Here is a 23571-nt window from a genome sequence, read left to right on the forward strand (position 1 = left end):
TCCGAAACATCAGAAGCTCGGAAAAGGCTTCCGTCTAGCCTTTAATTTCTCTCGCCAATCGCTCGCGTGTAGGTATTCGCATGCCAAACAATCGCTTCCTGAACAACGTGCGGGGCAGTTCGCTGACTGTCCCAATTGCGCTCATCCACAAGCTGGTACTGGCGATCGTTTTACTGAGTTCCAACAATTTGTTCGAGAGCTTGGCATATTCGCAAAATTCCCAGCTGCCCAAGGACCTTCGGTTAAATCAGATTCAAGTTATCGGCACACACAACTCCTACCACATCGCTCCCGCCACAGCATTGCTCGATATGATTCGGGTGGCGTCCCCCGATACGGCGGATGGCCTCGATTACACACACCGGCCGCTCAACCAACAATTCGATCAGGGCATACGGCAGATCGAATTGGATATTTACGCCGATCCGAATGGTGGTTTGTTCTCGAACCCGGTCGGCTATCAAGCTCTAAATGAGTCTGGCAACACGGACGAACTCCCACCGAACCACGACGGGCAACTGGACAAACCGGGGATGAAAATTATTCATGCACCCGGTTTCGATTACCGCTCCACGGTACCCACATTAGAAGAGGGGCTTAAACAAGTCCGAGATTGGTCACTTGCGAACCAAAGCCATGTACCGATCATGGTGCTGCTTGAACTAAAGGACTCGATTATTGGTCCCGCAGGGGTAACCCCGGTAAAGTTCAATGCCGAGCTTTTACAAGCAGTGGATGATGATATCCTTTCCGTCTTTGAGATCAGCCATCTGATCACCCCCGACCTCGTCCGCGGCGAGCACGCCACGCTGCGAGATGCCATCACGCAAAGCGGTTGGCCGAAACTGGCAGAGTGCCAAGGTAAAATATTATTTGCCCTCGATAACGGTGGCCGCATCCGAGACCTTTATCTCAAAGATCACCCATCACTCCGCAACCGCATCATGTTCGCCTCAGTCGTGCCCGAACATCCCGCTGCCGCGTTTATCAAACTAAACGACCCGATCACTGCTTACAAGAAAATTCAGGCAGTTGTTAAACAGGGGTTAATCGTGCGAACGCGAGCGGATGCCGATACGCGAGAAGCTCGCAGCGGCGATACGACTCGCCGGGAAGCCGCCTTTGCCAGCGGTGCGCAATTTATCAGCACTGACTATCCCGAGCCTGACAAACGGTTTTCGAATTATCAAGTTGGCTTTGAGCGTGGGGCCAGCTTTCGCCTGAATCCAATCTTTGCGGAGGCCTCCGCGAAGTAGAACGCAGCGAAGTAGAACGCAGCGAAGTAAAACGCAGCGAAGTAAAACGCAGCGAAGTAAAACGCAGCGTTGGTTCCTAGTCAGATCAACGTTGGAAAAAGCTGGCAACCGCGTGCCGAGATTTGCTAGAATGACAGACCCCGTCCTGGTTGGCCCCCGGTTCACTCCGGCTGTTTCACCGGCAATCCCAGCTGTCAGCGATGCATATTCACTCGATCCGTCACCGTAGCCATGCTTTTCGCTTGCAAAGCCTACTTTGGCTCAGCCTGTTATGCGGGATCGGCACGGGCCAAGCAAAATACGCCCAGGCAATCAGTGACGAGGATTTTTTTGAAAAGCGAATTCGTCCTATCTTGGTCGAGCGCTGTCAACAATGCCACTCGTCAACCAGCGGCAAAACTCATGGAGGCCTAGCACTCGATTCGCAACAGGGGTGGCGGCAAGGAGGCGACTCGGGACCCGCTATCGTTCCAGGGCAACTGGCCGAAAGCTTGTTGATTCAAGCAGTGCGTTACGAGGAAGACGGTCCGCAAATGCCACCTGACTCGGCGGGTGGCAAATTGCCCGACGCCGAGATCGAGCTGTTAGCACAATGGGTTAGCCGAGGTGCCTTCGATCCCCGTGTAAACGCTCCCCTGCGCGGCGGACTGAGCGAAGACCAAATCCGTAATTGGTGGTCATTCCAACCATTACACACCAGCCCACTCGATCACCCCACGGGACCAGCCGGCATCGACCATTTAATTGAAACCAAATTACACAACGCGGGGCTGCGCCTTTCGAGTGAGGCCGATCGCCGCACCCTGATTCGCAGAGTTACCTACGATCTGACCGGCCTACCACCGACGCCGCAGGAGGTTGAGCATTTTATCGCGGATCAATCGCCCACGGCTTATGAAACTGTGCTCGAACGCTTGCTGGCTTCGCCCCATTACGGCGAACGCTGGGGCAAACATTGGTTAGATTTGGTTCGATACGCGGACACCGCAGGGGAGAATAGCGACCATCCCCTACCACATGCGTGGCGATACCGGAACTGGGTCATCGATGCTTTCAATCAAGATCTGCCTTATGATGTTTTTCTCCGTCATCAAATGGCCGGTGACCTCCTGGTGCAACAGACACCTTGCGGAGGGTCAATTTCGGATACAGCATACGCGGACGGGATCATCGCGACCGGATTTCTCGCCCTCGCGCGGCGGTTTGATCATGACGCAGACAAGTTCATGCATCTTACCCACGAAGATGGCATAGATACCATTGGCAAAGCATTTCAGGGATTAACGCTGGGCTGCGCGCGATGTCACGATCATAAATATGATGCAGTTACCGCCCGCGACTATTATGCGCTGTACGGAATTTTGGAAAGCACTAAGTTTTCTTTTCCCGGTTGCGAAGCGAAACAACAACCGCGTGACCTCGTTCCGTTGACGCCCCCCGATGATTGGGAAAATATCGTCAAACCGTACCAAGATCAGGTCGCGGCCAACGAGGCGGAGATTGCGTCACTCATTGAACAGCGAATCGCTTTGGCGCAGGCACTTCAGGCGAAGCTGGCGGAGTCCCGGATGTTGCTATCCGAGGGTCAAGTTGACGAAGGTGGACAACAAGCCTTTCAAAGCGAGCCGGCTGGCGTCGAAGTCAAAGCGGGACAATTAATCATGCTGTCCATCACACCCCTGGGTAATCACGGAGCGGACAGCACACGCCTGGAGTTGGTGATTGACGAAATTGGTGGAACCAACAAACAATGGAATGCTGCCAGCGATTTGATTCCCAATCTATTAGTCGCGAATCCGCATACCGACAGCCACGGCAACTCGCAAACCTGGTGGCTATTTGATACCCGCAATCAACCGCTGCTGTTACCCGAGGCAATTTCCGCGCTGTCGGGAGCAGTGGGAATCGACGCCTGGCGCAACGGCGAAACTCCGTCGGTGTTCGTCAACAAACACACCACCGCGATCAACCTTTGGACTCCGCTGACGCCGCAATCTCTGTTCGTCCACCCGGCTCCGGATGGTAACGTCGCGATTGGCTGGCTAAGTCCAATCACGGGCACGATTCGCGTAACTGGCTCTGTCGAAGACGCACACCCCGGTGGTCCCAACGGAGTTGGCTGGGTGCTGGAACGATTCGCCACTGATGCGGGGCCGCTGTTGGCACAACAAGCCGCCACGCTTCCACGCCAAACGAAACTCACCGGCGAGCTGGCGGAACTGCGGGCAAATGCTCCCACCCAAGATGTTGCCTTCGCCGTGGCCGAAGGCACGCCAGCCGATGCTCGCCTACACCTGCAAGGCGACCCCGAAAAACTCGGTCCGGCAGTACCGAGAAGGTGGTTGGAAATCTTTGGAGGAACCCCCATCTCCAACCACCAACAAAGCGGTCGATTGGACCTCGCTGATTGGATCGCCTCGCCTGAAAATCCGCTTACTGCTCGAGTCATGGTAAACCGTATCTGGTTGCATCATTTCGGTAAAGGCATCGTCGACACACCCAACGACTTTGGAACTCGTGGTCAACCGCCCACACATCCCGCTTTGCTAGATTGGCTTGCCAACCAATTCATTGAGTCTGGCTGGAGTATTAAGCAGATGCATCGGCTGATTATGCTCTCGAAAACCTATCGACAATCCAGCGTCCCCAACTCGGACGCTTTGGCGATCGACGTTACTAATGATTTGGTTTGGCGTTTTGATCGACGTCGCCTCAGTGCCGAAGAATTGCGTGATAGCCTGCTGCTCGTCGGCCAACAGTTGGATCGATCCCGTGGTAATTCGCATCAAATTCCGCCCGAGGAGAGCTGGTCTTACACCCAACACATTCCTTTCGTGGGTGTTCCAGAAACCAATTTGCGATCGATCTATCAGATCGTGGTACGCAATCGACGACCTCCATTTCAAATGCTGTTCGATGGTGCCGACCCAAATGCGTCAACGCCGCAAAGGCAAGTGACAACCGTACCGACCCAATCGCTGTATTTCATGAACGATCCGTTCTTCCATCAGCAATCAATGAACCTGGCTGCACGCGTTATCGAGCGGCCACAGTTTGAGGAACGCCTCGATTGGTTGTATCGGCTTACCTTACAACGCTTTCCAGATGATCAGGAACGAGAGCAGGCCAGCCAGTTTGTGAAGACGTACGCCGTCGCGATCGAGAACGGCGCCACAAACAAACAGCAAGAGGAAGTATGGGCCGCCCTGGCACGTGTGTTATTAGCCAGCAATGAATTTCTCTATTTGGATTAGGAATGATGGATTTGGCTGACAACAGACTTGGCTTGCAAAGTTCGCAAGCAAGTAAGATCCCTTGCGTTGACGGCACGCGCCGGGGCTTTGTCCGCTCGGCAGTCGCCAGCTCGTTGATCATGCCTGGACTCCTCAGCGAACTACTAGCATCGAATCCAGGAGATAACCAGGGAGCGGAAGCAGCCAATAATAATCCTTTGGCCCCGCAGAAACCGCACTTCATGCCCCGCGCTAAGTCAGTCATCTTCCTGTTCATGAGTGGCGGTGTCTCGCACGTCGATACGTTTGACCCGAAGCCACAACTATTTGCCGACCATGGCAAGCAGGTTACGTTCGACCATCCGGAAACTCGCAATCGGCCCGGTTACGAAAAACTGTTTCTAAAAAGGCCCGACTGGCAGTTTTCCAGCAGAGGCGAAAGCGGGATCGAAGTTAGCGATCTTTTTCCGCATGTTGCCCATCAAGTTGATCAGCTGGCGGTCATTCGCTCGCTGCATACAAGCCATTCCAATCACTATAATGCCACGCTTGGGATGCACACCGGTTCGTTTGCTTTTGCCAGACCCAGCATCGGTGCTTGGCTCAGCTACGGCCTGGGGACCGTCAATCAAAACTTACCTTCATTCATGGTCTTGGCACCGCAGATGCCCTACGCCGGGACTCAAGTTTGGGCGGCTGACTTTCTTCCCGGCATGCATCAGGGAACACGGGTGATGCCTGGCTCCGAGCCGGTCGCCAACTTGGCCCGCCGCGTTCCATCGAGTAAACGCCAACAGTTGGAACTAGCCGCGCTGCAAGCGATGAATCGACGTCATCAGCAAGCACGGCATGCCGACCCTGAGCTTGCCACACGGATAAAAGCTTTCGAAACCGCGGCCGGTATGCAAACGGAAATGCCAGCTGCGCTCGACATCAACACTGAGACAGACGAAACGCTCGCGTTATACGGTTTGAACCGAGGGGCAACGAAAGGTTTTGGCTGGCAGTGTTTGGCTGCCCGACGCCTGGTCGAACGCGGTGTGCGGTTTGTCGAGCTGATTCACACTGGCTCCAGCAACAATTGGGATTCGCATGGCAATATGGCCGATCATGGGCGATTGGCGGAACAAGTTGATCAACCAATTGCCGGGCTGCTGCAAGATTTGAAGCGGCGGGGCATGCTGGACGACACCCTGGTCGTATGGACCACGGAGTTTGGCCGAACACCATTTAACAATACGGCCGACGCTCCGGGTCGCGAGCATCATAATTGGGGTTTTTCTTCGTGGCTTGCCGGTGCGGGAGTCAAATCGGGCTACATTCACGGCGCAACGGATGAACATGGAATGCGAGCTGTCGAGAATCCAGTTCACGTCCATGACTTTCACGCGACCATCTTGCACTTGATGGGGATTGATCACGAGCGATTAACCTACCGCCACGGAGGCCGTGACTACCGCCTGACCGATGTCCACGGGAACGTCGTCCACGACCTGCTCAGCTAATCAGGCGGTTACCACGTAAGATGTCGGCTACCCTGCTACGCGATCTATGAATGTCTCGCCATCAGTTCTGCGGCGTTGCCTGGCGGTTGCCGTGGTGATGTTAATTTTAAAGACTTGTTGGACAGTGGCTTGCTTATTACCAGCGTATTTCACCCCAAGTTTTGATACTGATTTTTTACTGGGACGCGAACCACATTTCTACGGGCCCTACCAGTATGCATTCTACATTCACATCTTATCTGGGCCATTTTCATTGTTGGTCGGGATGTGGTTGTTGAGTCACTCGTTACGAATGCGCTGGCCCGTGGTTCACCGTCAACTAGGACGCATCCAAGTGGCTTGCATTATCGGCCTGATAGTCCCGAGCGGCCTCTGGATGTCGCGTTTTGCGCAAGCAGGCAACATTGCCGGAGCGGCTTTCGCCACGCTTGCCGTAGCAACCGGGTGGGCTGCTTACCGCGGTTGGCGACAAGCGGTGAGAGGTAATTTTGCCTCGCACCGGCTGTGGATGTTGCGCACGTTCACGCTCCTCTGTTCGGCCGTGGTAATTCGACTGCTCGGTGGGCTAGCCTCAATTTCCGGCGTTTATTGGGAATGGTTCGACCCGCTCGCCGCCTGGGCAAGTTGGCTGATTCCCTTGGCAATACTTGAGGTCACTTATCCGCGGATTCGACGCCAGCGGCCAACTGACCAGCGTCCAGCTCGCCAGAGCGCAATTCTGTCGACAGAAAGCGCACGCTACCGTCGCTAAACAGTCCGTGCGATCCTCCCGCGTGAAAACCTTGAGAAGATTTCAGTGTCTCGACTAGACCCTCCAAGCTGACATCGACAGGTTGCATCCATGGCAACGCCTTTGCTTCCGGTACTTCGACAATCATGAGACGCTTGATATCCCCGTCCCGTTCTTCGGTCGTCTGGGAGATCTCCCGCAGGCAAGTTTCCGGGCCGACAATCGCCAGATAGCAAGTCTGATTTGTTTCCCCGGGTAACAATGGACACGCGTAAGCCGGTACCCAATTGCGTTGAAACACCTCGGCATTGGCGGGAGAGTCCCAGGGAGTTGTCAGATCGAGCTGGTCGTACAACTGTTGCTGTTCGCAATAAGGAAGAATCAACGTGCGCCAGCTGTGCAGCGGCCTACCATCTGCGTCGATCGTGTAAACAGGAGGGAAAGCACCATAAACGTCGCGATAATTATGCAGCGCAAGACCGATCTGCTTGAGATTATTACTGCACTGCATTCTAAACGCTGCTGGACGCGCTGAACGCATGAAAGGTGATATCAAGAGGAGTAATAAAATCCCTCCGCCGACCACCAGCAAGCCGATGCCCAGCGGCCCTAACCCCGCATGACGACTCTGTCGCGGCGGCGGTTCGCTGGCCGTCGCGGGGTGCAGATAGGGGTCGCTGGACACGATGTTGTCTCCCGGAAAAGCGTGCTTACTTGGTTTCGAGATGCACCACCGCGTGCAAGCCGTCTTCCAAGAAGGTCAGCTCAAGCCGCACATCTTGGAGAGACTCCGGAAACCGTGAGACTTTACCCGGCTTATCCCCCATCGTCTGCGTGGCTGCTCGCGCATCTCCATGCAGGCTGCAAGTTACATGGCCGGTCTTATCATCTAGCGAGTATAAACCATGAGTGGGGCATTTCAAAGGACCACCAAACAGCTTCACCGCCAATCCTTCCACTTCGGCTAGGTCGGGACGAGCCGATTGGCTTTCCAGCAAAGCTCGCCCCGCGTTCGCCAGTGGCGACAAGTTATGAAGGCAAGCTCGTCTCTCCGCCTCCGCCCAACCGATTTGGAAGTGTGGTTTTATCATATTCCAATGCTGTGGACGAAGCCGCACCAAGCCGTGGGCAGGAGCCGAGTCATCGTGGGCTGCGTGTGACTGCTGGTCATGATTGGCAACCGCCTTCTGCAGGTCGGCGATCAGCCCCGGCGTGCTGGCAACGTATAAACCATTGCCCAAGCGAGCCCAATAGAATCTCCAAGTAATCGGTCCAAATCGAAAGGCATAGGCTCGCACGCTGTCATGCTCAGGGCTACTAAAGCGATAGGAATCTTGTTCAATCTGAATAAATCCCGAAGACTGACTTTCTGGACTGCGAACCCACGTTGCCAGCAAGGCATCCAATTTTTCCAGCGTGCTATCAACAATCTCCACATCTTTCACGGGAACGGAAACATAGACTGGCGTATTGATCGATAACGCTAGCAATCCGACCATCGAAAATTCAGGGTCAAGCAAACGACCATTACCACCAAAACCTCCCCGGGCCAGCGCGGCCAATCGTGATACGTTAAAGTCCACCAATGGCTTCCCATCACCGAGATGAACCGCGATCTGATTGCCGATTCCGTGGTGCAAAAACTGATCCAAATCGAGTCGCTGAATTATCTCATCGGGACCAAAAATGGATTCGCGGCGATTTCTCGTTCTACTCCGCACTGAGACAGACTCAGGCCGTGCTGTTAATATCTCGCCCCCGTCGCGAGTGATCATTTTCGCGAGCTCCTCATCGGAAACATCATCGGCAATGCTGACCACGCCACCATCACCCATGACAAACTGAGTTTTTCCTTCAGCGCCTAAGAACAACCCCGCTCTCGGCTGATCCAAGCTGACTTCGAGATCGTCAGGCTTTGTCCAGAGCACCGCATGCTCGTCATCCGCCGTGACAACCATAATTGTGTTCGATAACCCGTCGGTTACTTCCCGAAAACTAGCACCCTTTTCGGCTCCTCGATACATTGCCCGCAGGTGTTTGGGAAACACATAGCGAGTCTTGGCTTGCTTTGCCAGCTCGGCCGACCCGCTAGCGAACACATCTGGGATTTGTTTGGCCAGTGCCAGGTTGTGGGGACTGTCCCATGGTTCATTGTGGTGAAATTTTTCGTATAAGGCATTTTCCCCGAGAAAGGGTAAAATCGCGACACGCCAGCTTAGTCGACGATCGGCCGCCAGATCTTTACCTAGCTCAGGTCGCGGTGGCAGACGATTGAAAGCGCTGTGGTGATTGTGCAAACCTAAAGCAATTCCCGCCAACGCCTGACTAATGTCTGCCGTTTGAACCTGCTCGGGCGACGGTGGCTGAATTAGGTCTACCGCCAGGTCGCCCGACTTGGGTGCTGGTCTGGCGATCCCCATTTGCTCCAGCAACTGATATTTATTCAGCCGCAAAGACAAACTGGCAATATTGGTTTCGGGTACCGGCAAGGAATCAAGCGGTTCGGGCTGGCCTCCCAGCACGGATACAAGACTGGAGTAAATGGAGTTATTGATCAGTGGCAGCACGATCGTCTCCACCCGGTAACGCTTGGGCTGCACCTGAATCCGGATGGCGATGGGATCGAAGAACGTTCGCCAATAACGACTGTACGACTCCACAAACTGTTCATACTCAGCGGCTTGCGAGGAGGGAATTTGTTGCAGTGGTATCTCACACGTGGGCACCATCGACTCGATCGAGCCATGGTGCGAACATTGGCACCCCAGCTGAGTATCAAGCAGTGAATATTCGCCACCCAATGGACAATTAAGCTCCATGGGGATCTCGGCGTTACCAAGGCAATTGCCCGCGCGGAGATCCTCAATCGACGTTGCCTCACGTTGGTGTTGCGTCAAGAATAGCAACTGTGCGTGCCTCAGCGTTTGCAGGCGACCACGACAGATCAATCGGTTGCGCTGGGTTAATTTCTTCTCTGGACCAATTAAATTACGAATGAATGGATCCGACATATAAACGAAACCATTTTCTTCGTCAGCTCCAAGGGGCATCAGCGTGCGGACATAGCGAAACTCGGTACTGTCGCTCAGCCGTGCGATCTTGGAACCTGGGACCGGTTGTCCAAGAATCGTACGCAAAATTCTTTCAAAGGCGAGACGTGAATTACTGCGGACGTGCAAGTCATCGAGTAGGTCAGCAGCATAGACGTGCACGGAACGGTCGGGAGTCGTCACGTGCGTGAAGGGGATACCCAGCAGCACACCTTTTTCAAGTTTTGCCGACGGGATTTGTTTCCCTTGGACCATTAACAATTGATTCAGAGTGGCGCGAGCGGCTGCTGGCTCCTTCAATCGCATGATCAACGTCGCGTCGGTGCCTTCGTTGAAAAACAAGTCGCTTGAGGTGATTGCCACGTCAGCGAAGGCACTATCATAAAGTGGTTTTAGCAGTGCGGAGGTTTCCATCAACCATTGTCGTTGGATACGATCCATCGCACCTGTGGATTGGATCCTGCCGTTCGCTTGGCCCATCGAATAAGCGTACAATCGATCAACCAAAGCACGCGCATCGAGCAACTGGCTTACCGATTCGAATCGCACAAACAAATGGTCTTCGGGGACGCACTCGGCCAACTTCGATATAGCCGGCTGTCGATCGCCCAGCATCTCTTCCCAGGGATGGCTTTTTACTGTCGGCCCCTGCAGATTATCGAGTTGGACCATCGGCTCGGCGCCAGTGCTCGCTTGGTCGCCCGTCATCGCGTCAAGCTGTAAGCTCTCTTGAACAGCCAACGAACCGCTGAAAATGCTGTATAGATTTACCTGTGAGTTACGTTGCACACCAATCTGACGCGGATTGGCAACGCGAGGAAGTAGGCGTTGTGCTTGGGCGGCTTCCCGTGCGTCTGTGGATAACTGCATGACCACGAACTGCAGATAAGTATCGCGGGGATAGAACTGCAGTTCGCGGATCGCCCGTTCGCGCGTCCAAGCTGTCGAACTGGACTCATTTGCCGCGTCAGGCTGAGCTGGCTGAGCCAAGAGGGGTAGAGGAACAAATAGAGCCGCACAGAGCGGCAAGAACCAGCGACTCGACATGACTGTTCTCCAGAACGAGTTGGGCCCAGATCGTTTGCTTGACCCGATTCGCAAACACTTGCAGAAACTGAACCATGCCTCTAGAGCCCAGCGGAAATACCCGAAAGCGCAAATTCTTGCTGAATTAATCCGAAATTGCAGAAACATGTTTCGTCATTGTAATTCAGGCTTGCCCCCATTAGATTGTGAACGATAAGCACAAAAATCAGCTCGCCTGCTCGAACACCCAGGGGGTGAACTCGATCCCTACTTTTTAGACTTGGGACTCAAGTGAGATGTCCAAAACACTCTTGATGATGTTCGCATCTTTGGTCCTGATGGGTATCTGCGTTTGGGTCATGTATGCAGGAGAATCGAGTCCCAGCCGTGAAAAGCCAACGATCATCACTGGTGACGACACATCGCCCCCTGTGACCATGAGGGAAATTAGCGGAGAGTTAATAGTGTTCTGCGCGGCCAGCAATCAGGCCGTGATGGAATCAATCCGTCGTGAATACGAGTTGGAAACCGGTCGATCCGTCACGACTCAGTACGGTGGTTCGCAAACATTGCTGGCTCAACTGGAACTGAGCGGTCAGGGCGATCTCTACTTACCCGCGGACGATAGCTATCTCGCACTCGCCAAGGAGAAGGGGCTGCTCGATGCTGTCTTTCCGATCGCCAAAATGCGATGCGGCGCCGCGGTACGAAAGGGCAATCCACTGAAAGTAAAAGGCCTAGCCAGCCTGATATCTTCCGAGGTCCGACTTGTGCAAGCCAACCCGGAGACGGCAGCGATCGGAAAGCTAACGCGACAAGCACTCCTGGACACGGGCCAATGGCAACCCCTGGCCGAGGCAACCGAGGCGTTTCGTGGAACCGTCATTGAAGTGGTAAACGATATTGTCGTGGGAGCGGCCGACGTGGGGATCGTCTATGATGCCGCCCTTCACTCCTATCCTGACTTGGAATTCATACCGATTGCAGAACTTCAAGGAGCGCATTCACAGGTTTCGGTCGGGGTACTCAAGTCGTCGGCCAACCCCTCCGCGGCACTTGACTTTGCACGTTTTATCACATCGACAAACGGGGGGCTCCAGCAGTACGCCAAACATGGGTTTTGGGTAAAGTAAGTATTTAGACGACCTGTAGCTCCAATTCAAACAATGCTTTCCAAGCGATGGCAATAGATTTCGTGACCCAACCGCTGCGACGCAATCGTTTTCATCAATTGAAAGATCTAATTTTCTTTCTGATTGCTGGTGGGCTATCGGCGAGTTTTATCTTATTGATTTTGTTGTTGCTGGTGGCCGATCTATTATTCACATCTCAAGAAGATTTTGTTGCGGCACTGCTCAAGCCGGAAATTCAGGCGGCCGTTAAATTAACTCTGGCTAGCTGCACCGTGGCCGCGATTATGTCAGTCTGGGTGGCGACTCCGCTGGGGTATCTTTTATCTCGCTATTCGTTCCCCGGTCGCCGTTTGATTGACACAATTGTCGACATTCCGTTCGTGCTGCCGCCGCTCGTACTGGGCCTCAGCCTCTTGATTCTCTTTCATCAGCCATTCCCCTTGAGCCAATGGTTCTACCCAGACTCGAATTGGCAGTTAGAAACATGGTTGCGAGAGGAAGTTGGTTTCCCGGTCACCTATCGCTGGCCAGCGGTGGTGCTCGCTCAGTTCGCGGTCTCCTGCGCGTTTGCGGTGCGGACGATGCGAGTCACCTTTGATCAAATCGATCCTCGAGCCGAAGAAGTTGCTCGGACCTTGGGGTGCAATCGCGGCCAGGCTTTTTTATTGATAGCCATGCCGCAAGCGTGGCGAGGAGTCATCGCTGCGGGAACCATTGCTTGGGCTCGCGCTTTGGGGGAATTTGGCCCCATCTTAGTCTTTGCTGGCACCACTCGATTTCGCACCGAAGTACTTTCCACCACCGTGTTTCTGGAACTGAGCGTGGGACAACTCGATTCGGCCGTGGCAGTCTCGCTGTTAATGGTGGCGATGGCAATCATGGTGCTGGTTGTTTTGCGTTGGTTTGGCGGAGGACTTTCAAGGTGATCTCCATAAGTAACGTCACGGTTGCCGCCGGCTCGTTCTCGCTCAGTCAATTATCGTTTCAAGTTGAACGAGGCGAATATGCCGTGCTGATGGGGAAAACGGGGGTGGGCAAAACAACCATTCTTGAATCGATCTGCGGTTTACGGAAAGTCCGCGAGGGGCGAATCTCGATTGATAACATCGAGATCACGAAGTGGCCGCCGGCAGACCGCAACATTGGCTACGTGCCACAAGACCTGGCCCTCTTCCCCAACCTATCAGTAAGGCAAAATCTGGAGTTTGCCATGAAACTGAGGAAGCAATCGAGCAAGTCAATCAACGACCGTGTCGAAGAGTTTGCCAACTTGTTGGAGATCAAGCATTTATTAACAAGGAGCACCAAAGGTCTCAGCGGAGGTGAGTCGCAACGTGTCGCCCTTGGTCGAGCACTCGCTTTTGGCCCCGCCGTCCTGCTGCTTGACGAACCACTCAGCGCACTCGACGCAGCGACCCGCAAATCGGCTCAAGTCATGCTGCGGGAAATAAACCGCAGGACAAAAGTAACTGTGCTCCATGTGACCCACGATCCTATGGAAGCTGAGGCGTTGGCCGATCGGCAAATTAGGTTAGCCACCGAATCGGGCAAGGCGGTGCTCGACATTACAATCGCGGCCAATTCAAGCCAATTTCTAGGCAAGCCAACTGAGAAGGGAGCTTAGAAAGCTATGCGAAAACCCAAAAGAACCGCGGCTATCGCCAAAGCGGCTAACGTTTTTTCGGATAGATTCTAAACTTCGTCAGCTGGCTCTCATGATCACTCGCTTGGTCCAACGGTGCGGCCCTGCTAAAATGCTATCAGCAGGCGGTTGCGTCATGTGCTCCGCCGTCACAGCTTTTCCGGCACGTTCATTTTCTCACGCGCACGTAAACTACGATGACATCGTCAGGCACTCAGCCAGCTCCCAGCATGTCGAATTCGGCTGGCAGACGGTCTTCTTCGGCTGGAGCACAAGCCGATCTATCGCTGCAGGAAATGCTTCGCGTCATGGATGTCGCTCGTGAACTTCGTAAAGATCGCGTCACGGCTGAACAGGCTTTAGCGAGAGATACGGTGCGAGCGGAGCTCCGCGAAAAACTGCTGAGGACGGCTCAACTGTCGGGAGATCGCGTCACGGCGGCGGAAATCGACGTGGCGATTGAAACCTATTTTTCCAATCGCCACCAGTACCACCCCCCCGCTTTTTCGCTTAGTCTATTGTTCGCGCACGGCTGGATTCGAAGAGCGAAGATCATCGGTTTCATCGCCGCTTGCCTACTCATCTCGGCTGTCGTTTGGGGTTTGTGCTTTTCAGCATTCGCCCCCTTCCCGTGGTAATGTGCTATGCCGCTCTCCGGTCCCATCGTCTCACAACAGATCCAGCGTGCCTACCAAGACGCGCAAGCCGCCCTGGCCGATGCGCGAACCACCGCCACCGCGGCTGGCGGGGCATTGCAATCGATCACTTCGCAACAGCACGAATCGCTGAATGATCTAGCCGCCTATTATCTCCCAGAGCTGACACCCGCAGCAATCAGTTCGACCTCCAGCGAAGTTCGCCACGGCATTGAGCAGATCATGCTTCGCCAAGCCGACCATGTTGCCAGATTGCAAACGCAAATTGAGCAATTGGAACAACGGCGAACAGCAGCCGACGAGCGGGCGGTCCAGTCGACGACCGCTCTCGACGAAGCCATGGATGCCCAGCAACAATTAGCAGAACAACTTGCCGAACAGCTGAGCCAAGACGCCGATTTTCGCAAACTCACCGAACGTGCTGCCGAAGCCGAAGCAGCATTGGAACGGGCCGAGGGATCGCTGGAAGAGATCGAGCATGAAGCGTTACAGAAACTGCCCGCTTATGAAGAATGCAGCCTGTTCTTGTATCTTTACCAGCGAGGACTAGGCACGCCCCAGTACGGCTATCGCGGAATGACCCGTCGCCTCGATCGCTGGGTCAGCAAGTTGATTGAATTCCCCGCGGCGCGCACCAGCTACGAATACCTGAAGCAGACGCCCGAGCATGTTCGCAAACTGATTGCTCAAGACCAACAGGCGTTTGACGCTGTGATGAGTGAGCTAGCAAAACAACGCGATGAGTTGGCTGCCAAACTGGGCTTGCCGGCTAAAATCGAAACCGTGGAACGTGCTGATGCCACCCACCAAGCCGACTTGGAAGCGCTGGCCGCTGTGGAGACGGAACTCAGGGCGTTGAACAGCGAATTGACCACAACCGCCGACCCGCAAGGAAGCTACTACAGCGAGGCGATTGAATACCTGAGAAATTGGCTCGCTCGCAGCGACCGAAAAGCATTGGTCGCCCGCGCCCAGCAAACCTTGGACCCGCGGGATGATCAAATTATCGCTCGCCTCGATCACCTCGATCAACAATTTCGCAGCGCCAACACTGAAGCGGTAGCCCGGCAAGAACGCATCGATTGGTTGGCCAATCATCTGCATGCCTTGGGGCAACTTCAGCAACGTTTTCGCTCCGCCGGATATGATAGTTCACGCAGTCAATTCAGCGACTCGCTGGATGTCGCGCGTGATCTTGAACTAGCTCGAGATGGCCGTGATACCCTGGATTCGATCTGGGAACGCATGCGACAGCAGCATCAATTTGCTCCGTCGAGTTTGGAAACTGCTGGTTCCGGTTTGGCCCGTGTGGCTCGACACCCGATGACGCATGTGCTCGTCCATGCGATGGCCTCAGCGGCGGCCAATGCGATTGCCAACAAGGCAATGCAGGGCAAAGCGAGAAACGCTGGTAGACGATACGGCCGGAGAAGATAGTCGCTTTCGTGCTTAAATCAACTTGCTAATCAATTCGCCATGCACGTCGGTCAAACGATAAGGGCGTCCCGCGTGCGTGAACGTTAGACGCTCGTGATCGATGCCGAGCAAGTGTAAGATCGTGGCTTGAATATCGTGCACGTGCACGGCATCCTCGGTGGGATGAAAACCTAAGTCATCGGTGGCGCCGATGGTCTGGCCAGGCTTGACACCACCACCTGCCATCCACATCGTGAACGCTTGCGGGTGATGATCGCGGCCAGCCGAACGTCCCAGCGCCGCGCTGGCTTCGACCATGGGAGTGCGTCCAAACTCACCCCCCCAGACAACAAGCGTATCATCGAGCAGACCACGTTGGCGGAGATCGGTGATCAGCGCTGCGCACGCTTGATCGGTTTGACCGCAGGCACCACGCAGGCCGCCCGCCACGTTGGAATGATGGTCCCAGCCGGCGTGATAGACTTGGATAAAACGCACACCCCGCTCGGCCATCCGCCTAGCCAACAAGCAGTTGTTGGCAAATGCTTTCCCGGCGTTCCCCGGCTCGGCTCCATAAAGGGCGAAAGTGGCAGCCGATTCTTGAGAGAGGTCCATCAATTCGGGAGCCGCCGACTGCATTCGATAAGCCATTTCATACGCTTGAATTCGCGCGGCAATTTCGGGGTCTCCGGTGGTCTCGAGACGTTGCTGGTTCAGAGCCGAGATCAAATCAAGACTCGCGCGCTGTGCGTTCGCATCCACGCCTGACGGATTGGAGACATGCAGAATGGGATCACCGCTGGAGCGAAACGGGACTCCTTGATGCTGGCCGGGAACGAAGCCGTTAGACCACATGGCAGCACCCCCGCTGAGGCTACCGTTACTCTCCATCACCACGAACGCCGGCAAGTCGCTGGTCTCACTGCCAATCCCGTAGCTCAGCCAAGCTCCCATGGCGGGGCGTCCCGGCAACGGGCTGCCGGTGTTTACGAAAAGCTGAGCGGGAGCATGGTTGAACTGATCGGTGTGGACCGCCCGCAGGATTGCCAACTCATCAACCACTTTCGCGGTATGAGGCAACATCTCAGAAATTTCGGCGGCCGATTCACCATGTTTGGCAAACTTAAACTGAGGTGGCAAAACGGCCGCATCGGGCTGGATAAAAGCATAACGCTGGCCTTCGATCACCGAAGGGGGAATTGGCTTGCCAGCCAGCTCATGCAGTTTGGGTTTAAAGTCAAACAGATCCAACTGACTCGGCGCGACGGCCATAAAGAGAAAGATCACCCGCTTGGCCCGCGGCGGATGATGCAAAGCTCGCAACGCGCCCCCCTGAGTCGCTAGATCTTGGCCTGCGAGAGCTTGGGCCGCTGCTATACCTGACGCTGCTGAATTATCACTGGCAAACAGTTTGCCCGTCGGCGCCAGCAACGAAGCGAGTGCGATCTTGCCCAGCCCCACACCACAATCTTGGAACAATTGGCGACGAGTCCGTTGGACTAAAGGTGAAGTCAACATCGTGAGTCACTCCTTGGTGATTGCTTCGTCAGTATTCATGAGAGCCCGCGCCACGAGCGTCCATCCGGCGACCTCGTCAGCCGGTTCTCGCGGGCCGCTGTTGGTCGCCAATTGCCGCTCATAGAAGGCACATATTTGTTCCAATTCGAACGCCGTCGGTTGACGGGTGAGGACGCGGCGAAAGATCGTCTCGGCAATCGCCGCGGTTCGCTGACTTTGGTCCTGTTCGTCGCTTACAAGTTGAGAATCGCCATTGGCGTTACCAGTGATATCACGCAAGGCTTCGTTGGCGGTGGCGGTGGCCAATTCCAACAACATCGGATCGTTGAGCAAAGTCAACGACTGCAAGGGAGTATTACTGCGATCGCGGCGCGGCAAACATGACTCGCCGGTTGGCCCATCAAACACGGTGTAAGCCGCAAAGGGTGCGGTACGTTTGGCAAAGGTATAGAGCGAGCGGCGATAGCGATCACCACCAGGACTGGTTTTCCAAGCTGGCGAACCGTACGCCATTCCGGTCACCGACGCTGGCTGCGGTGGATAAACACTGGGTCCACCAATTTCCGCAGACAGGCGGCCACTGGCAACGAGCGCCGCATCACGAATCATCTCAGCATCGACGCGAAACCGCGGACCACGGGATAACAACCGATTATCCAAGTCTTGATTGCGACGCGCTGCATCGGCGTGAGACGATTGTTGATAAACACTCGACATCACAATTCGCCGTTGCAATCGTTTCAGCGACCAACCGGTTTGCATAAAGTCGATCGCTAAATGATCTAACACCTGTGGATACACGGGAGGTTCTGATTGCGTACCAAAGTCTCCCGCCGTCCGCACCAAACCGCTGCCGAACATGGTTCGCCAAACACGATTGGCCGTCACCCGAGCGACCAGTGGATTATCGCTGCTGGCCAACCACTGCGCGAAATCCAAACGATTGCTGGGCCCGGAATCACCGAAACGATCGGAAAGATATTTTCGCAGCACATCGGGGATTGCCCCTGTCACCTCTTCTTTGGGCTGCAAGTATTCACCACGATGGTGCCGAAAGGTCGACCGCCTGTTATCGTCGGCACGCTCGCGCAACACCAAGGTCGAAGTTGGCTGAGGCCGCGAGTTGAGTTTGGCTTCCAGCGGCTTGCGTGCTTCGGCCAATTGCGGCACATCGCGCAGAAAAGCCCTCGCCAGTTGCTCGTAAAATTCACCTTCGATAGGCTCACCCGCCAACAAACGCGTTTGCAAATCTGCTGGTAACGGCGCCGCAGCGATTGGCTGTGCGACCTTGGCGAAGGAGAGGCGAAAACGACCCAGGCTGGCGGCAAAGTGGCGTTCAAACAACATGCTGACCTCCACCTTTGCCCCGACTGCAATCGGCGTGGTCAGATTCGCCACCCAGCGATGTGGCTGTCCCGGTCGGCTGGAGGTGCTCCAGCCTGTCGATGCATCGCCGTCGATCACATTCGTTGCCGCAGCACCTCCCGAACCGATGCTGAGGCTGCCATGGCTGTGGGACGGGTCCCGCAGCTCAACCGGTTGACCATCAACCAACACCCGCAGTTCGCTGAGAAAAAAGTCACCCCGCCGGCCTTCGTAATAACTCCGCCCCGGACCGCCGGCAGGTAATCTTGGGTCGGGCAGCACTTCCAAGCGAATCGCATTCAATTCGACATCGCCAGCGGGAGCATCATAAATCAAGCGATACTCATCACGCTTGGTGGCATCACCATCGGCAAAGATCGAACCGTCTTCCTGCCAACGCAGTTTCGGCAGCGTGCTTTCGAGTCCGCTCGGCTGGGGCACTTGCCAATCAACCAAAGCAGTTTGTTGCGCGGCAATCCAAGCTTGTAAGGCTGGCTCATATGGTTCTGGGCCAAATTGATCTTTCAAGGTTGTGTAAAGCGAGTCCAGTTCCTGATCATACTGGGCTCGCAGTCGTGATGCTTCTTGATCGGCAACCACCACCTCCGGCTCGTCGGCGTTATTTAATAATGCCATCAGGGCAAAGTAATCGGTGTGCGTAATTGGATCGTACTTATGTGTGTGACACTGGGCACAACCAGTCGTCATCCCCAACCACACGGTACCGACGGTGTGCACCCGATCGACCATGGCCAAATAACGAAATTCCAGGGGATCAATTCCCCCTTCCTCGTTGAGCATCGTGTTGCGCAAGAACCCAGTAGCGATTCGCTGCGAACGCGTCGGGTTGGGCAACATATCACCAGCCAATTGCTCAATCGTGAACTGATCAAAAGGCATATCGTCAGCCAACGCATTGATCACCCAATCACGATATGGCCAAATGGTTCGCGGCCGATCTTTCTCATAGCCATTCGTGTCGGCGTAGTGAGCCAAGTCCATCCAGACGCGGGTTTGCCGTTCGGCATTCGCCGGGTCAGCCAACAAACGATCGACCAACTTAGCGTAAGCCATCGGCGATTCGTCTTGGAGGAAACGATCCGCCTCAGCCGGCGTAGGTGGCAGCCCGGTTAAATCTAAATAGACCCGACGTACCAAAGTCAACCGATCGGCCGACACGTTGGGGGCCAGCTCTTGTTCGCTCAACCGCTGGCGTACATAACTGTCGACCGGATCTCGCGACCACGCGTCAGCCGTGATGGTGGTTGCGTCGTCGAGAGGAGGCGGGACAAGTTGCGGTGGCTCAAACGCCCAGTGGCTAGAGAACTGGCCGCCCGCCTTGACCCAGCGTTCCAGCAACTCAACTTGCGCATCATCGAGGGGATGCGGACCATCGACCGGGGGCATGCGGAGGTCAGGGTCCTCGTGCCGCACCCGGAGAATCAACTCGCTGGCTGCGGGGTCACCGGGTACAACCGCCTGATAACCTCCCAGATCTTCGGCCGCGCCCTCCGCCGTATCCAATCGCAAACCGGCTTCTCGCGTGCCCTCGTCCGGACCGTGACACTTAAAACAGTGCGACGCCAAAATCGGCCGAATGTCTCGATTAAAGTCAATCTCCCCAGCCGCCCCCTCAGCTGCCGCGGTATTCCCGGCTGGCAAAGCAAAAGTCAGAGCGACCACGGCCAGTAAAGCAACCGCCAGCTGCATCGCGTTTAAACCACGGTTGGGTTTGCACACGGCGGATGACAACATTTGTTGATGCTGCGCTTGCCGACTCCGGTAACGGATGACTTGGAATGCAGGACGCATAGCACGGGGTGGGATGAAGGAGGGGAAATTTAGTGTCAATTCAAAAACCGTTAGCCGTTTTGGGGCGGTTATCGGTTGAATCGAGTGATCATGTGCAGCCAACGGGAACTAGCGCCAAAACCGCTGACGGGGGCTAGCGCCAAAACCGCTAACCTTATTCTACTCAATCCCAAACCGATGTACCGTAGTTTCCGTTAGGGTTTGGTCCGGGTTGAGTCGAGTCGAGGGGAACTCGGACTTATTGGGCGCGTCGGGATAGTGCTGGGTTTCCAAACAAAACCCTTCGTGACTCCCCAAACCGTTTGAGGATTCATTACCACCGAGATGATTTCCCGTGTAGAGCTGGACACCCGGTTGAGTGGTCCAGACATCCATGGTTCGTCCCGATTTTGGATCGACCACCCGGGCCGCCGCCCGCAACGTCCCCTTCTTGCCCCGGACCACAAAGCAATGGTCGTATCCCTTCGTCGCCGGCAACTGATCAATCGCATCGCCGATCGGGCAGGGACTGCGGAAATCGAGGGGTGTGTCGTCGACTTCCAGCATCCGCCCGGTGGGGACCAGAGTCTCATTAACGTCTAACGATTGGTCGGCTTCCAGTTCCAGCACGTGCCCGGTAATTTTGCCGCTGCCCACGCCAGACAAATTCCAATAAGCGTGATTGGTTAAATTAACCACGGTCGGTTTATCGGTTGTCGCCGTAAAGGTATAAGCCAGTTGGTTTTCGTCGTCCCAAGTGTATTCGGCCGTGACCTCCAACGTTCCGGGGTAACCCTCCTGCCCGTCGGGGCTGATCAATTTGAAACGCACACCGACACGATCATCATTGGCAATCGTTTCAGCCGACCAAAGCTGGGCATCGAAACCAACGGTTCCGCCATGCAAATGATTACCGCTGTTATTTTGTACTAACGTATACTCGTTACCGTCGAGTGAAAATCGTCCCTCGCCGATTCGATTGCAAAACCGACCCACAGTCGATCCGTAGAAAGGGTGGCGCTGCAAATAGCCTGCCAATTCGGAAAAGCCCAAATTGACATTCGCCAATTGACCATCGCGATCCGGCACGTTGACTGTTACGATCGTGGCTCCCCAGTTGGTCATCTCGACTGAGTTACCGTGGGAGTTGGTCATAGTAAACAAGTGGACCTCGCGACCGTCATGGGTGGCCCCCCAAACTCTCGATTCAATCTTCAACGTTCTCTCCTTACCGATCGCGGTTGATACAGCAACTGCCAAGACACAAAACACGAAACAAACCAAGCAACGGAACATCGCTTATCCCAGACAGCTAAGATACAAAACCAACGCTGCCAGGGATTTACGAAACACTGGCAGGATGGGGGCAGATACTTTTTTTGCTGCCCCTCAGTTTACCCTCTTGGCTGCCGGGCAGAATAGCCTCCCACGCGAAGCTAGATTTTATGTCGAACACACTTTCGCCAACGCAACAGCCAGCACCGGCCGATCTGATGATCGGACCGCTGAAGATTGGTTTCCCGATCGTGGGTGCCGCCCTATCCGGGTATAGCGACCTGCCAATGCGGGTCATTTCGCGCCGCCACGGGGCTTCCTACTGCCTGTGTGAGGTGATGCTGGACCAATTTCTGCTGGCTTTAAACGAGCGGAGAAAAACCAAGCATTTTCTCGCCATCGATCCCGAAGAGCACCCCGTCGGCGGACAGTTGATGGGAGCCGAACCGGCCCAATTTGCCGCCGGGGCGGAACGATTGGCAGCCGCCGGGTTTGACGTGATTGACATTAACTTCGGCTGCCCGGTCAAGAAAGTGCTGGGACGATGTCGGGGCGGATTTCACCTCTCCCAACCCGAGGTTGCCATCGACATTATGCGTCGCACCCGCGATATCGTTCCAGCGTCGATCCCCGTAACGGTAAAAATGCGTCGCGGCATTGATGATTCAGCCGAGTCTCGCGATCATTTTTTCCAAATTCTTGACGGCGCGATCGCTGCTGGGCTGGCCGCCGTTACGGTCCATGGCCGCACGGTCGAACAGCGTTACGTGGGCCCCAGCCGCTGGGAGTTCCTCAGCGATGTGGTCAAACATGTCGACGGTCGGCTGAGCGTGCTGGGCAGCGGCGATCTCTTCACCGCGGCCGATTGTTGGCGAATGATCGAACAAACGGGAGTCAACGGAGTCACCGTGGCGCGGGGATCCATTGGTAACCCATGGATCTTTTCTCAAGCCAGAGCGCTCGGCCGTGGTCTCCCCTTACCGCCTCCGCCCGATTTGCCGACGCAAGCCACGTTGATCCGCGAACACCTCAGCTTGATGGAACAGACTTATGGTGTTGAGCGAGCACCGTTGCTGATGCGCAAGTTCGCAATTAAATACTCTGCCTGCCATCCTCGTTTTGCTGAGATCCGTTTACGGTTTACTCGGATCAAGACGCGAGCTGAATTCGAGGCATTGCTCGACGAAGCTTATCAAGCAGGCCCGGGCCAATATCCACCGGTGGAAATTCATCGCAGTCAAGAAGAGTGCTGAAGCAATTCGGGGCCTTCGTTCTTGACGTTTCCCAGTTGCTTATTAACCGGTCGCTTAACCAGCCAATCATCGGGAGCCGCGCGCAACAAGTTTTGCAAAGCGGCAATGTTTTCGAATTGTGGATCCAGCCAAAGTTCCACGGCCGCTTCATCGAGCAACACCGGCATGCGGTCGTGTACGGTAGCGGCCAGCTGATTCGCGGCAGTGGTCAGCACGGTGCATGAGTGAATGGTTTGCCCTGGTTCGCCCGCGCGGCGATTAACTTCCCACAACCCGGCCATTGCCAACAAGCCGCCTGAAGCCAATGAAAATTCGTAAGGTTGCTTACCAGATTCGGTTTTCTGCCATTCGTAATAGCCGTTGGCTGGCAATATGCAACGTCGAGATTTGAAAGGCCCGCTGAAAGAACGTTTCTCAGTAACTGTTTCGCTGCGGGCGTTAATCATGCGACTGCCAATCGACAGTGAGTCGGCCCATGGTGGCAATAAACCCCAACGAAACAACTCCAGCCGCCGCGCCGGTTGTGTCTCGCGATCCGCCTCTCGCTCCACAACGACCGGCACCCACTGTGTCGGGGCGATGTTATAACGCGGTTGTAACTGCGGCAAATTGGCCGGATCCAACCCCGGCAGAAAGCACTCGGCAATCCCCGTGGCAGAAGTTCGCAAGTTAAACCTACCGCACATAAAAATTAATCCCCATAGTCGCCTTTCGCTCCGCCG

Annotated in this window: 16 protein-coding genes; 10 read left to right on the plus strand and 6 right to left on the minus strand. The window is 55.2% G+C overall.

Annotation, left to right across the window (positions count from 1 at the left end; genetic code table 11):
- The first annotated feature begins 80 nt into the window (after positions 1-80).
- The 4 genes from SH139x_RS27765 (at position 81) to SH139x_RS27780 (ending at position 6745) form a co-directional block, all read left to right on the plus strand.
- Positions 81-1256, plus strand: coding sequence for a phosphatidylinositol-specific phospholipase C1-like protein (locus SH139x_RS27765; protein ID WP_488352969.1), 1176 nt, complete (start codon positions 81-83; stop codon positions 1254-1256).
- A 200-nt stretch (positions 1257-1456) separates the two neighbouring features.
- Complete coding sequence (locus SH139x_RS27770; protein WP_488352970.1) at positions 1457-4510, plus strand: PSD1 and planctomycete cytochrome C domain-containing protein; 3054 nt, start codon at positions 1457-1459, stop codon at positions 4508-4510.
- A 119-nt stretch (positions 4511-4629) separates the two neighbouring features.
- Entirely contained in the window at positions 4630-5994 is a 1365-nt protein-coding gene (locus SH139x_RS27775) for a DUF1501 domain-containing protein (RefSeq protein ID WP_488356111.1), read from the plus strand.
- 97 nt (positions 5995-6091) lie between these two features.
- Positions 6092-6745, plus strand: coding sequence for a DUF2306 domain-containing protein (locus SH139x_RS27780; RefSeq protein WP_488356112.1), 654 nt, complete (start codon positions 6092-6094; stop codon positions 6743-6745).
- On the opposite strand, the gene SH139x_RS27785 is transcribed toward SH139x_RS27780, so the two are convergent.
- Together SH139x_RS27785 and SH139x_RS27790 are read right to left on the minus strand one after the other, a co-directional pair.
- Positions 6648-7409 carry a DUF1559 family PulG-like putative transporter gene (locus SH139x_RS27785; protein WP_488352971.1) on the minus strand — a complete coding sequence of 254 codons (762 nt, stop codon included), beginning with the start codon at positions 7407-7409 and terminating at the stop codon, positions 6648-6650. The two genes, SH139x_RS27780 and SH139x_RS27785, sit on opposite strands and share 98 nt — an antisense overlap.
- 25 nt (positions 7410-7434) lie before the next feature.
- Positions 7435-10821 (minus strand): DUF1559 family PulG-like putative transporter, encoded by a 3387-nt coding sequence (locus tag SH139x_RS27790; protein WP_488352972.1) that lies wholly within the window; start codon positions 10819-10821, stop codon positions 7435-7437.
- 275 nt (positions 10822-11096) lie between these two features.
- Here SH139x_RS27790 and SH139x_RS27795 point away from each other — a divergent pair, with 275 nt between their 5' ends.
- The 5 genes from SH139x_RS27795 (at position 11097) to SH139x_RS27815 (ending at position 15668) form a co-directional block, all read left to right on the plus strand.
- Entirely contained in the window at positions 11097-11933 is an 837-nt protein-coding gene (locus SH139x_RS27795; protein WP_488352973.1) for a substrate-binding domain-containing protein, read from the plus strand.
- A 47-nt stretch (positions 11934-11980) separates the two neighbouring features.
- The gene (locus tag SH139x_RS27800) at positions 11981-12859 is read left to right on the plus strand and encodes an ABC transporter permease (RefSeq protein ID WP_488352974.1); all 879 of its coding nucleotides are present in this window, start codon (positions 11981-11983) and stop codon (positions 12857-12859) included.
- Positions 12856-13557 carry an ABC transporter ATP-binding protein gene (locus SH139x_RS27805; protein ID WP_488352975.1) on the plus strand — a complete coding sequence of 234 codons (702 nt, stop codon included), beginning with the start codon at positions 12856-12858 and terminating at the stop codon, positions 13555-13557. Before SH139x_RS27800 ends, SH139x_RS27805 begins: the two co-directional genes overlap by 4 nt.
- Before the next feature lie 215 nt (positions 13558-13772).
- Positions 13773-14213 carry a DUF6384 family protein gene (locus tag SH139x_RS27810; protein ID WP_488352976.1) on the plus strand — a complete coding sequence of 147 codons (441 nt, stop codon included), beginning with the start codon at positions 13773-13775 and terminating at the stop codon, positions 14211-14213.
- A gap of 6 nt (positions 14214-14219) precedes the next feature.
- Entirely contained in the window at positions 14220-15668 is a 1449-nt protein-coding gene (locus SH139x_RS27815; RefSeq protein WP_488352977.1) for a hypothetical protein, read from the plus strand.
- A gap of 12 nt (positions 15669-15680) precedes the next feature.
- On the opposite strand, the gene SH139x_RS27820 is transcribed toward SH139x_RS27815, so the two are convergent.
- From SH139x_RS27820 to SH139x_RS27830, 3 genes are all read right to left on the minus strand, one after another.
- The gene (locus SH139x_RS27820; protein ID WP_488352978.1) at positions 15681-17165 is read right to left on the minus strand and encodes a DUF1501 domain-containing protein; all 1485 of its coding nucleotides are present in this window, start codon (positions 17163-17165) and stop codon (positions 15681-15683) included.
- Positions 17166-17171: 6 nt separating this feature from the next.
- Entirely contained in the window at positions 17172-20342 is a 3171-nt protein-coding gene (locus tag SH139x_RS27825; protein WP_488352979.1) for a PSD1 and planctomycete cytochrome C domain-containing protein, read from the minus strand.
- A gap of 159 nt (positions 20343-20501) precedes the next feature.
- On the minus strand, positions 20502-21539 hold the full coding sequence (locus tag SH139x_RS27830; protein WP_488352980.1) for an aldose epimerase family protein: 1038 nt from the start codon (positions 21537-21539) through the stop codon (positions 20502-20504).
- Positions 21540-21766: 227 nt separating this feature from the next.
- Between SH139x_RS27830 and SH139x_RS27835 the strand changes: the two genes are divergently transcribed.
- Positions 21767-22849 carry a tRNA dihydrouridine synthase gene (locus tag SH139x_RS27835; RefSeq protein ID WP_488352981.1) on the plus strand — a complete coding sequence of 361 codons (1083 nt, stop codon included), beginning with the start codon at positions 21767-21769 and terminating at the stop codon, positions 22847-22849.
- Here SH139x_RS27835 and SH139x_RS27840 read toward each other — a convergent pair.
- On the minus strand, positions 22834-23535 hold the full coding sequence (locus SH139x_RS27840) for an SOS response-associated peptidase (protein ID WP_488352982.1): 702 nt from the start codon (positions 23533-23535) through the stop codon (positions 22834-22836). The two genes, SH139x_RS27835 and SH139x_RS27840, sit on opposite strands and share 16 nt — an antisense overlap.
- Positions 23536-23571: the final 36 nt, after the last annotated feature.

Source organism: Kothea flammea (genome assembly GCF_052161645.1).
Lineage (GTDB): Bacteria > Planctomycetota > Planctomycetia > Pirellulales > Pirellulaceae > Laterigemmans.